This window comes from Nocardioides sp. AE5 (assembly GCF_031844485.1).
In the GTDB taxonomy this organism is placed as follows: Bacteria; Actinomycetota; Actinomycetes; order Propionibacteriales; family Nocardioidaceae; genus Nocardioides.
Genome location: NZ_JAUZVI010000010.1, coordinates 147,306 through 158,956, shown reverse-complemented (window position 1 = coordinate 158,956; position 11,651 = coordinate 147,306). Strand labels below are relative to the sequence as shown.

12 protein-coding genes are annotated in these 11,651 nt (G+C 68.5%); 7 read left to right on the top strand and 5 right to left on the bottom strand.

Annotated elements, in window-relative coordinates:
• On the bottom strand, positions 1-113 hold a 113-nt coding region (locus tag Q9R27_RS18780; RefSeq protein WP_397219836.1), incomplete at its 3' end, for a helix-turn-helix domain-containing protein.
• 396 nt (positions 114-509) lie between these two features.
• On the opposite strand from Q9R27_RS18780, the gene Q9R27_RS14930 reads away from it, so the two are divergent.
• The 4 genes from Q9R27_RS14930 (at position 510) to Q9R27_RS14915 (ending at position 4,599) form a co-directional block, all read left to right on the top strand.
• Entirely contained in the window at positions 510-902 is a 393-nt protein-coding gene (locus Q9R27_RS14930) for a hypothetical protein (RefSeq protein ID WP_311253190.1), read from the top strand.
• Positions 903-967: 65 nt separating this feature from the next.
• Positions 968-1,501: a flavin reductase family protein gene (locus Q9R27_RS14925; protein ID WP_311253189.1), complete on the top strand. Its 534-nt coding sequence runs from the start codon at positions 968-970 to the stop codon at positions 1,499-1,501.
• Positions 1,502-1,557: 56 nt separating this feature from the next.
• Positions 1,558-3,156, top strand: a complete 1,599-nt coding sequence (locus Q9R27_RS14920; protein WP_311253188.1) for a fatty acyl-CoA synthetase — start codon at positions 1,558-1,560, stop codon at positions 3,154-3,156.
• Between the two features lie 117 nt (positions 3,157-3,273).
• Positions 3,274-4,599, top strand: coding sequence for an MFS transporter (locus Q9R27_RS14915; RefSeq protein WP_311253187.1), 1,326 nt, complete (start codon positions 3,274-3,276; stop codon positions 4,597-4,599).
• A gap of 52 nt (positions 4,600-4,651) precedes the next feature.
• On the opposite strand, the gene Q9R27_RS14910 is transcribed toward Q9R27_RS14915, so the two are convergent.
• From Q9R27_RS14910 to Q9R27_RS14895, 4 genes are read right to left on the bottom strand one after another with little or no spacing between them, the layout of a single operon-like run.
• Positions 4,652-6,223, bottom strand: a complete 1,572-nt coding sequence (locus tag Q9R27_RS14910; RefSeq protein WP_311253186.1) for an AMP-binding protein — start codon at positions 6,221-6,223, stop codon at positions 4,652-4,654.
• Positions 6,224-6,230: 7 nt separating this feature from the next.
• Entirely contained in the window at positions 6,231-7,382 is a 1,152-nt protein-coding gene (locus Q9R27_RS14905; protein WP_311253185.1) for an acyl-CoA dehydrogenase family protein, read from the bottom strand.
• Positions 7,379-8,299, bottom strand: coding sequence for a crotonase/enoyl-CoA hydratase family protein (locus tag Q9R27_RS14900; protein ID WP_311253184.1), 921 nt, complete (start codon positions 8,297-8,299; stop codon positions 7,379-7,381). Before Q9R27_RS14900 ends, Q9R27_RS14905 begins: the two co-directional genes overlap by 4 nt.
• 6 nt (positions 8,300-8,305) lie before the next feature.
• Positions 8,306-9,112: an enoyl-CoA hydratase/isomerase family protein gene (locus Q9R27_RS14895; protein ID WP_311253183.1), complete on the bottom strand. Its 807-nt coding sequence runs from the start codon at positions 9,110-9,112 to the stop codon at positions 8,306-8,308.
• A 132-nt stretch (positions 9,113-9,244) separates the two neighbouring features.
• On the opposite strand from Q9R27_RS14895, the gene Q9R27_RS14890 reads away from it, so the two are divergent.
• The 3 genes from Q9R27_RS14890 to Q9R27_RS14880 are packed head-to-tail and all read left to right on the top strand — an operon-like array spanning position 9,245 to position 11,628.
• Complete coding sequence (locus tag Q9R27_RS14890) at positions 9,245-9,871, top strand: TetR/AcrR family transcriptional regulator (protein WP_311253182.1); 627 nt, start codon at positions 9,245-9,247, stop codon at positions 9,869-9,871.
• 25 nt (positions 9,872-9,896) lie between these two features.
• Positions 9,897-10,556: a nitroreductase gene (locus tag Q9R27_RS14885; protein WP_311253181.1), complete on the top strand. Its 660-nt coding sequence runs from the start codon at positions 9,897-9,899 to the stop codon at positions 10,554-10,556.
• A 34-nt stretch (positions 10,557-10,590) separates the two neighbouring features.
• On the top strand, positions 10,591-11,628 hold the full coding sequence (locus Q9R27_RS14880) for a phosphotransferase family protein (RefSeq protein ID WP_311253180.1): 1,038 nt from the start codon (positions 10,591-10,593) through the stop codon (positions 11,626-11,628).
• The last annotated feature ends 23 nt before the right edge of the window (positions 11,629-11,651 follow it).

The following is an 11,651-nucleotide window of genomic DNA, read 5'->3' as shown; positions in this document are numbered from 1 at the left end:
CTGAGGGCACGCCGGACGGTGTTGCGGGAGATGCCGAGGCGACGTGCAATGCCCTTGATGGTTTCTCCCGACGCATGGAGAGTGTTTATCCGCTCCCATTCGTCGGCGTTCATTTGATCTCCAGGATTTCGAAATTCAGCGGTGATGCGGATCACTGTGATGCACGCGTCCGAGCATTGTCAAGCAAGCTTCGACGGTCGTCGTTGCCGGCGCGGGGTCGGGGTGGGCATGGGGGTCAACTTGCGGAATCCGGATCAGGCCGAGTGGTCCAAGCTTCCTGTTGAGATGTCGATCTTGTGCGTGATTTGGCGGCCGGGAAGGGGGTCACCCGGTTTGGGTGGCGGACCACGTAGTTGCCCGGTTCAGGCACGAGCCGGATCGCGGCAGAGTAATCGGCGTCACATCCGATCGCCCGCCAGGGTGGGCATCGAATATCAATTCCGATATTCGTTTGATCGCGCCATGTCGACGCAGGGTCCACCCATTTCTTTTTCATGGAGGAAATCATCATGTCCGCCAATATCGACGCCCTCAAGAATGCCTTTGCTGCTGCCGACGCCGGCGACGCTGGCCCGCTGGTCGCCCTCTATGACGACAACATGTCGTGGGCCGGCTTCACCCTCGAAGGCACCCAGACCGTCTACACCAAGGCATCGTTCCTGGAGGCGTTCGGCGTGCTGGCCAAGCTCGACGCCTCGGCCAACGAGGTGCTCGAGGCGACCGAGACGCCGGAAGGGATCGTCACCGCGACGCTGCGCCTCTACCGCAAGCTCGGCGACAAGGAACTCGACGTCCAGGGCGTCTTCACCCACCGCTTCGTCGACGGCAAGGTGACCGCCGGATCCGACGTTGTGCCGCCCGAGTTCGAGAAGTTCTGGGCCGAGACCGGCCTGAGCGCCTGAGCCGGCGCGGCCCAGGACCATCTAGAGATTCCGCGGAACCTCTCAAGGAGAGAACGATGACCGTCATGGCAATCCGACCCCACACCTCGGCAGCCCTGGGCCGCGCCGTCCGTCCGCTGCACAGCACCACGCCCACCTCGCAGTTCCGCGACGTGATGGCCAACATGGCCGCTCCCGTCTCGGTGATCACTGCCGCCGACGACGGCGTGGGCAGTGGCGCCACGGTCAGCGCGCTGATGTCGCTGTCGATGGATCCGGAGATGATCGTGGTGGCGCTGGACCGCACGTCGGCGACCTTGGGGATGATCCAGCGCACGCGCCGCTTCGGGGTCAACATCCTGGCCGCGGACCAGCGCGACGTGGCGATGGCATTCGCCTCCAAGGGCGCGGACAAGTTCATCGGGCTCGACCATTGCCTGGAGTCCGGTGTGCCGAGGCTGGGTGGCATCTCCGGCTGGGTGCGGTGCACCGTCGAGCGGATCCAGCCCGGTGGCGACCACGTGCTGGTCTCCGGCCTGGTCGAGCGGGCGTTCCACGACCCGACCCTGGAGCCGATGACCTATCAGGGACGCAGCTTCGGCACCCACCGCCCCGGCTGAAGTCCGGACCGGGCACGACGGCGTACGCACGGCAATGGAGCAGGAGGAGACCCACGATGGGGATGTTCGACGGGCTCGGCGGCCCTGACGTGGTGGCTGCGCGCCACCAACGCATCGGCGACCTGCCCCGCCGGGCAGCACGACGTACGCCGGACAAGGTGGCGATCATCGACGGCGACGTGCGACTGACGTTCGCCGACTTCGACGAACGCGTCGACCGCTTCTCCCAGGCGCTGCACGCCGCCGGCCTCGGCCGGGGCGACACCCTGGCGCTGCTCTCGCACAACTGCTGGCAGTTCCCCGCGATCGCCTTCGCGGCCGCCCGCCGTGGTGTCGTGCTGGTGCCGGTCAACTTCATGCTCGGAGCGGCGGAGATCGCCTGGATCCTGGACCACTGCGAGGCAAGCGCCTTCGTGGTCGAGGACGCCCTCGTCCCCGTTGCGACCGATGCCCTGGCCGCCTGCGGGCGTGAGGTGCCGGTGCGTGCCCGGATCGACCTCGACCCCAGTGTCGCCCTGCCCAGTGATGGGGGATGGGTGCCAGTGGCCGGATGGCTCGACCACGAGCCCTGCGCCTTGCCCGACGTCGAGCTCGGCGACGACGAGCCGGTGCGGATCATGTACACCTCCGGCACCGAGTCGCGGCCCAAGGGCGCGGTGCTGGGCAGCCGCTCGCTGATCTGGCAATACACCTCATGCATCGTCACCGGTGGTATGGAGGCCGAGGACGTGGAGCTGCACTCGATGCCGCTCTATCACTGTGCGCAGCTGGACAACTTCCTCTCCACGAAGATCTATCTCGGGGCGACCAGTGTCATCCTGCGCCGTCCCGATCCGGACGCGATCCTGGCTGCGATCGAGCGCCACCGGATCACGAACCTCTTCGTCCCGCCGACGGTCTGGATCAGTCTGCTGGCCAGTCCTGCGTTCGCCAGCACGGACCTGTCCAGCCTGCGCAAGGGCTATTACGGCGCCTCGGCGATGCCCACCCAGGTGCTGCGCGAGCTGACCGAGCGGGCACCGGAACTGAGGCTGTGGAACTTCTATGGGCAGACCGAGATGGCCTCGCTGGCCACCGCCCTGCCGCCCGCGGAGCAGTTCACCCATGGCGGGTCCGCGGGCTATCCGGCGCTGAACGTCGAGACGATCATCGTCGATGACGACGACGTCGAACTGTCGGCCGGCGAGGTGGGCGAGATCGTGCACCGCAGCCCGCACCTGATCCTCGGCTATCTCAAGGACCCGGAGCGGACCGCCGAGGCGTTCAAGGGCGGCTGGTTCCACTCCGGCGACCTGGGCTACTTCGACCCCGACGGCCGCCTCTATGTGGTGGACCGGAAGAAGGACATGATCAAGACCGGCGGGGAGAACGTCTCCAGCCGCGAGGTCGAGGACGCCCTCTTCGAGCACCCCGCGGTCGGCGAGGTCGCCGTCTTCGGAGTGCCGCACCCGCGCTGGATCGAGGCGGTGACCGCGGTCGTCGTACCCCGTGCCGGCGCCGAGGTCAGCCCCGACGAACTGATTGAGTTCGCCCGGACCAGGCTGGCCGGGTTCAAGGCGCCCAAGACCGTGGTGCTGGCCGACTCGCTGCCGAAGAACCCGAGCGGGAAGATCCTCAAGCGCGACCTGCGCCAGACGTACGCCGTCACCGACTGATCCGCACAAGGTCGACTGGATCGCCTGCAGAAGGTAGAGCGCCAGGTCCAAGCTCATGGTGGTCGACGGGGCGAGCGCGTCGGGAATGAACGGAACAAGCCCGGAGTTGTCGCCGTCGTGAACCTTCAGGACTCCCGGCGCATCTCGATCCTGCTGGGTGTCCTCTTCGGGCTGACCGGCCTGGGGTCCGCCTCGGCCGCGATCGTGATCCCGGTGCTGGCCGACGACCTCGGCGTCAGCGTCGGGGTCGGCACCTGGACGATCACCCTCTATGCACTGCTGCTTGCGGTGGCCACCCCGATCTATGGTCGCGTCGCCGACCTGGTCGGGGTCCGGTTGCCGTTGATGGTCGGGATCGGGCTGATGGTGGGTGGCGCCACGCTGTCCGCGCTGGCGCCGTCCTTCGGCGTACTGCTGGCGGCCCGGGTGCTGCAGGGCGCCGGTGCCGCGGCCGTGCCGACGCTCGGCGTGGCGGTGCTCAGCTCCCGTTATGACGGACCCGTCCGTGGGCTGGCGCTGGGTCGCCTGGCCGGTGCGGCCGCCTGCCTGTCTTGTCTCGGGCCGTTGGCCGGGGGACTGGTCGAGGCGCAGTTCGGGTGGCGTGCGGTGATGGCGCTGCCGGTGCTGGGCCTGCTGATCGTGCCGTTCATCTGGACGGCACTGCATCGCGACGGGACCGGCGCCCGCCTGGACATCCTCGGTGCCGCGCTGGTGGCGGGCACCTCGGCCGGTCTGGTGCTGCTGATCCAGTCGCCGTCCACTGGCGTCGCGGTGGCGGTGGTCGGCGTGGTGCTGCTGCTGCTCGGCGTACCCGCCGTCACGATGCAGGTACGCCGTCACCCCGAGGGCTTCTTGCCGATCACGGTGATCACCAACCCTGCGGTGGTGCGCAGCGCCATGGCAGCGGCAGCGATCCCGGCAGCGTGGTTCGGGCTGCTGATCGCGGCGCCGGCCGTGATGATCCACCACGGATGGGAGCCCTGGCAGGTGGGGTTGCTCCTGGCGCCGAGTGCAGTGATCGCCCTCTTCGTCCCGCGCGTTGCTGCGCCCTGGCTGGAACGCTTCGGTGGGGTGGTGGCGCTCGCGGCCTCGGGCGTCCTGGCAGCGATGGCCATGGTGATGGCGGCCGTCGGAGCCGCCCAGGAGTCACCGGTGCTGCTCGGACTCGCCGTGCTCCTGGTGACGATGTCGTTCGGGGTCGGACAACCGTCGCTGATGAGCGTGGTCGGCGACGCCGTCCTGGTTGACGTGCGTGGCATCGCGCTGGGCATCGCCACCCTGCTCTTCATGACCGGTGGCTCGGTCGGCTCGGCGGTGGTGGGTGGCTTTGGTGAGGCCTTCAGCATGGGCTGGGCCCTGATGATGCTGGCGGTGCTGCCGTTGGCCGGGCTTGTCGTGCTGGTGCCGATGCTCGGCCGGGCGCGGCTGGCCCAGCCCGACTGACCTGCGTGGATCCGGGCCAGCCGTCAGCTTGGCTCGTTCCCCTCTCGGTGGGTCAGGAAGGTGAGTTGGCGGCGTACTCGTCACGCAGCAGGCGCTTGTAGAGCTTGCCGGTGGCGTGGCGCGGCAGCGAGCTCCGGAAGTCGATCGAGCGGGGGCACTTGTACGTCGAGAGCCGCTCGGCGCAGAAGGCCATCAACTCGGCCTCGAGTTCTGGACCCGGCGTCACTCCCGCCGCGGGTTGGACGACGGCCTTGACCACCTCTCCCAGCTCGGGATCGGGGACGCCGAAGACGGCCACGTCCTCGACCAAGGGATGGAGGACCATGACGTTCTCGGCCTCCTGCGGATAGATGTTCACCCCGCCGCTGAGCACCAGGTCGGCGCGGCGGTCACTGAGATAGAGATAGCCGTCCTCGTCCAGGTAGCCGATGTCGCCGACCGTGGTCCAGCCCCGATCGTTGTGTGCCTCCCGGGTCCGCTCCGGGTCGTTGTGATAGCGGAAGTCGAGTCCGCCCTCGGACCAGATCGTGCCGCTCTGCCCTGGCGGCAGGGGATCGCCGGCGTCGTCGAGGACGTGCGGTGTGCCGGAGAGTGCCCGGCCCACGGACCCCGGACGTTCGAGGGCCTCGGCGGACGTGATCGCGGTGAACAGGTTGTTCTCCGTGGAGGAGTAGTACTCCTCGATCACCGGGCCGAACCAGTCGATCATCGCCCGCTTCACCTCCGGTGGGCACGGGGCGGCGGCGTGGACCACTGCGCTGAGGGTGGACACATTGGCTGCGGAGCGCACCTCCTCGGGCAGCTTGAGCATCCGGACGAACATGGTCGGGACCATCTGGGTGTGGGTGATCCGGTGCTGCTCGATCAGTTCCAGTGCCCGGGTCGCGTCGAACTTCTCCATGATCACGGCCGTGCCGCCGAAGCGGTGCACGGTCATCGTGAACCGCAGTGGTGCGGCGTGATAGAGCGGCGCGGGCGACAGGTAGCGGGTCCCGGAGTCGAAGCCCCAGCGGGAGGCGAGCAGGCTGGCCACGCCGGGCGGCGTACCCAGCGGTGCCAGCGGGAGGTCCGCCTCGACGCCCTTCGGGGCGCCGGTGGTGCCGGACGAATAGAGCATGTCGACCCCCTCGGCCTCGTCGGCCAGGCGAGTCGACGGCAGGTCGCGGGTCGCGTCGGCCAGGCTCGGGAACCCCGGAGCCTCACCGTCCACGCAGAAGGCGTGCGTGATGCCGGTCTTCGCCAGGACCTCGGCCCCGACCTCGGCCGTGCCGGTGCTGACCAGCAGCACCTTCGCGTCGGAGTCGGTGGCGATGTACGCCGCCTCGGTCGCGTTCAGTCGCGTGGAGATGGCGGTGTAGCGCAGGCCCGAGCGCTGGCAGGCCCAGGCGGCCTCCAGCATGCCGACCACGTTCTCGCAGAGCAGGGCGACCTGGTCGCCGTGGGCCAGGCCCAGGTCACGGAGCAGTCGGGCGGTGCGACGGGCGGAGTCCACCAGTTCCCGATAGGTCACCTGCTGGCCGGAGCCCGCCATCAGGTAGGCGATCCGGTCCGGGTCGCGTTCGGCCCAGGTGTCGGGGAACTGGATGGTCTGGTCGTCCTGGCGGTGTGCAGTGTCCTGTGTCATGTCGGCCTCAGGGACGCCCGACGATCTTGCGGCCGATGATCATCTTCATGATCTCGTTGGTGCCGCCGAAGATCCGCTGGATCCGGGCGTCCTGATAGGCGCGCCCGACCGGATATTCGAGCATGAATCCATAGCCGCCGTGGAGCTGCAGGCAGCGGTCGATCACATCGTTCTGCAGGTCGGAGGTCCACCACTTCGCCTGGGCCGCGTCCACGTCGGTGAACTCGCCGGCGTTGTAGGAGCCGATCGCCTGGTCGACGTACACCCGGGCCACGTTGACCAGGGTCTGCATCTCGGCCAGCTCGAACTGGGTGTTCTGGAAGTCCGCGATCCGCTGGCCGAACGCCACCCGGTCCCGGGTGTAGGCAATGGTGTCGGCGAGCACTGCCTCGGCCACGGCCACCGCATGGGCGGCGATGGAGAGTCGCTCCAGTGGCAGCATGTTCTTCAGCTGTCCGAAGCCGCCGCCGACCTCACCGAGCACGTTCTCGTCCGGGACGAAGACGTCCTCATAGACCAACTCCGCGGTGTCCTGCGCGTGCAGGCCGACCTTCTTCAGCTTGCGCCCCCGGGAGAAGCCCTCCATCTCCCGCTCCACGACGAAGAGGGTGAAGGCGTTCGGGCCGCCGGCCGGGTCGGTCCGTGCCACGGTGATCACCAGGTCGGAGTTGATGCCGTTGGTGATGAAGGTCTTCGCGCCGTTGAGTACCCACCCGCCCTCGACCTGGCGGGCCGAGGTCGTGATCCCCTGCAGGTCGCTGCCGGTGCCGGGCTCGGTCATCGCAATCGCGCCGATCCGCTCCCCGGCGACCATGGGCGGCAACCACCGCTGCTTCTGCTCGTCGTTGCCGATCTCGTTGATGTAGGGGATGGCGATGTCGTCCTGCAGCGAGAAGCTCGAGGCGAGTGAGGTGGCGTGGACCTTGGCGAACTCCTCCAGGATCACGTTGCGGAACCGGTAGTCGCCACCCGCCCCGCCGTACTCCTCCGGGGCAGCGAGGCCGAGCAGGCCCTGCCTGCCGGCGGCCATCCACACGTCCCGGTCGATGATCCGCTCCTCCTCCCAGCGTTCCAGGTGCGGTGCCACTTCGCGGGCGACGAACTCGGAGACGACCTCGCGGAAGGCCTCGTGGTCTGCGGTGTAGAGAGTGCGCTTCATCGCGGGTCCTCCAGGCTGGTGGGATCGAAGGCGGGAGCAGGGAAGGTGGTGAAGAGATTGGGCAGGTCGGACGAGACCCGGTTGGGGAAGAGCGCGGGGCGCTTCTCGACGAAGGAGGCAAAGCCCTCCGCGCCGTCGGCGCTCACACCGCGCAGGTTGATCCCCAACGACTCGGCCTGGTGGGCGATCACCGGGTGCTCGGCACCCTGCATCCGCCACAGCAACTGGCGGGCCAGGGCAGCCGAGACCGGGGCGGTGTTGTCGGCGATCTCGGCCGCCAGTGCGTACGCCGTGGGCAGCAGCTCCTCGGCCGGGTGCAGGCTGCGGACCAGACCACCGGCGAGTGCCTCGTCGGCCTTGAACACCCTGCCGGTGAGCACCCATTCCATCGCGGTCTGCATCCCGACCAGGCGGGGCAGGAACCATGACGAGCAGGACTCGGGGATCACCCCACGGCGGTTGAAGACGAACCCGAACTTGGCGCCGTCGGCCGCGAGCCGGATGTCGGCGGCCAGGATCATCGTGGCGCCGACTCCGGTCGCCGGGCCGTTCACGGCGGCGATGATCGGCTTGAGGCAGTCGAACATCCGCAGCACCACCCGGCCACCGCCGTCCCGGCGCCGGGGCATCGGATCACCCGGTACGTCGTACTGGGTGCCGGCCGGTGCCGTTTCGGCCGTCCGCCACGCCACGAACGCGTCGCCTGCGTCCACCACGTCCATGCCGGCGCAGAAGCCGCGGCCCGCACCGGTGAGCACGACGGCCTTGACGTCGTCGTCGGCGTCGATGCGGTCGAAAGCCTCGATCAGCTCGGCCTCCATCTCATCGACGAAGGCGTTGAGCCGCTCGGGCCGATTCAGGGTGATCGTGGCGATGCCATCGGTCACGTCGTAAAGCAGGGTTGTCGGCTCATTCATGGTTGCCTACCTGTGCTTGTAGTCGGGGGAACGCTTCTCCAGGAAGGCCCGGGTGGCCTCCGGTTGGTCCTCGGTGAGTGCGGTGATGACCTGCTGGCGGTTCTCCAGTTCGATGCCGGCGCGGAGGCTTGGCATCTCCAGGGCGAGCCACATGCCCTGCTTCGTCAGGGCGACCGAGGCGGGCGGGTTGCGGAGGATCTCCTCCGCCTTGGCCAGGACGGTGGCCATCAGCGCGTCGTCGGCCACGACCTGGGTGATCAGCCCGATCCGCTCCGCCTCGGCGGCGTCGAACTTGCGACCGGTCAACATCAGCTCGTGCGCGTGGCCGGCGCCGACGATGCGCGGCAGCAGCCAGGAGACACCGATGTCGCAGGCGGAATAGCCGGCGCGGATGAAGGCGACCGCATAGACCGACTCCTCCGCGGCGATCCGGATGTCACTGGCGCAGACCAGGGCCAGGCCACCCCCGGCCGCGGCCCCGTTGACTGCCGCGATCACCGGCTGGGGGAGGGTGTGCAGCTTCTCCACCAAGCCCGCGATCTCGCGCTGGCGGTCCAGGGAGCCGAGGGTGGGGCCCATCTCCTCGACCCGCTCCGGGTCGCCATAGCCGTTGAGGTCGAGCCCGGCGCAGAAGGCGCGGCCGGCGCCGGTGAGCACCACCACCCGGACGTCGCGATCGGCTGCGATCGCGTCCAAGGCGGAGTGGAGCTCGGCAACCAGGGAGGCGTTGAGGGTGTTCAACGCCTCGGGGCGGGACAGGGTGAGGCGTCGTACGCCGGGGCTCGGCTCGTCGATCTCGACCAGTGCAGGCATTGAAGGATCTCCTCGGGGACGGATTCCACCTTACATCTAAACAAATGATCGTTTGGATGACTAGACTTGCGCTGGAGTTTGCCGACCGGCAGGCTCAGGGCACGCGGAACTGGATGGCCGAGGAGGAGCAGCATGGCCCAGGCAACGGGTGGCAAGCAGCGGCTCGGCAAGGAGCCGGTGCTCAAGGCGGCCATCGCCAACTTCACCGAGCGTGGCTATCACGCCACCTCGATGCGCGACATCGCGCGCGATGCCGACGTCACCGTCGCCTCGATCTATCACCACTTCCCGTCCAAGCAGGACGTGCTGCAGGAGATCATGGTCCAGGTGCTCAGCGACGTGATCTCGCTGACCCGCACCGCCCTCCTCGGTGCCGGTCGCGAGCCCGCCGACCAGCTCTCCGCCCTGGTCCGGGCCTGGGTGCTCTTCCATGCCGACCGCCGGGCCGAGGCCCAGATCGGTGCCTCCGAGATGCGCTCCCTGGACGGTCCCGGTCGCAAGCTCGTGGTCACCCTGCGCGACGAACAGCAGCGGATGTTCACCGATGTGATCCAGCGTGGCGTCGACGAGGGCGCCTTCGCCACGGCGTACCCGAAGGAGGCGACTCGGGCGATCATCAACATGGGCCGCGCCCTGGCGGAGTGGTATCGGCCCACCGGCGAGGTGTCGCCGACCGAGATGGCCGAGCGGTACGTCGCGCTGGCACTGGGCACGGTCGGTTGCTCGCCCGCGCCGCCCACTGCCGTCGCTGAGAACTGAGCCTGCCTCAAGAAGGAGAAGCCCTGTGGAGTTCAACCAGATCCTCGCCGAGCGGTGGAGCTGCCGCGAATTCGAGGACCGCGAGGTGCCCGAGGCGACCCTGCGCGAGATGTTCACCCTCGCCCAGCGGACGGCGTCGTGGTGCAACACCCAGCCGTGGACGACGTACCTGCTCTCCGGGCAGGCGCGCGAACGCCTGGCCAAGGCGCTGGTCGAATCGGTGATCGCCGGTGGAGGTGGCGCCGACCTGCCGATGCCCGAGAAGTACGTCGGGGTCTACCAGGACCGGCGCCGCGGGGCGGGATATGCGCTGTATGAGAGCCTCGGCATCGCCCGCGAGGATCGTGAGGCGCGGGACGCGCAGATGCTGAAGAACTTCTCGTTCTTCGGTGCCCCGCACGTGGCGATCGTGGTCACCGACGCCAACCAGGGCACCTACGGCGCGATCGACTGCGGTGGCTATGTCGCGAACCTGCTCAACGCCGCGCACTCGCTCGGCGTGGCCACCATCCCGCAGGCGGCCGTCGCAATGCAGTCCCCGGTGGTGCGCGAGGTGCTCGACCTGCCCGCCGACCAGTTGGTGGTCTGCGCGGTCTCGATCGGGTACGCCGTGGCGGACCACCCGGTGAACCAGTTCCGCACCAGTCGCGCTTCGGTGGATGACGCGGTCGTCTTCGTGCGCTAGAGTATCTGAACAATCGTTTAGATAGGAGTCGATGGTGGGCAGCACCGAGGAGCAAGGACTCGACGTCGCGGCGCTGGAGCGCTACCTGGCCGCGGAACTGACCGACGGACTGGCCGGTCCGCTGCAGACCCGGCTGATCGCCGGCGGCCGCAGCAACCCGACGTACGAACTGACCGACGGCACCTCGGCCTGGATCCTGCGCCGCCCGCCGTACGGCGAGATCCTCCAGTCGGCACACGACATGTCGCGTGAGTCGCGCGTCATGTCCGCGCTCGCGGGCAGCGCCGTCCCGGTGCCGCGCGTGGTGGCCCAGTGCGAGGACGACTCCGTGATCGGTGCCGGCTTCTATGTGATGGACAAGATCGAGGGGCGCACCTATCGCACCGCCGAGGACACCGGCACGCTCACCCCCGAGCAGCGGGCGGCACTGACCGAGTCGATGCTCGACACCCTGGTCGCGCTGCACGAGATCGAGCCGGCCGCCGTCGGCCTGGCCGACTGGGGCAAGCCCGAGGGCTACCTGGAGCGGCAGGTCCGCCGCTGGGCCCGGCAGTGGCACACCATCAAGACGGCCGAGCGTCCCGAGGTCGACGAGCTCGTCGCGATCCTGGAGCGCTCGATGCCGCCGCTGAAGTTCCCCGGCATCGTGCACGGCGACTACAAGATCGACAACCTGATGGTGGCCCACGACGACCCGAGCCAGATCCTCGGCGTGCTCGACTGGGAGATGTCGACGCTGGGCGACACCCTTGCCGACCTCGGTGTGCTGATCAGCTTCTGGGACGAGATCGGCCAGTTCCACAACCCGATCACCGCCGGCGCCACCGCCCACGACGGCTTCCCGACCGGCGCCGAAGTGGTGGCGAAGTACGCCGAGCGCCGCTGCATCTCCATCGATGACCTCGAGTGGTACATCGTCTTCGCCGACTTCAAGATCGCCGTGATCCTGGAGCAGATCCACGCCCGCCACCTCAAGGGCACCACGGTCGGGGACTGGTTCGACGACATCGGCGACATGGTCGAGCCACTGCTCGGCCGGGCGCGCGATCGCGCCATCCGTGCAGGACTCTGAACGATCCACCGAACGACCATCTG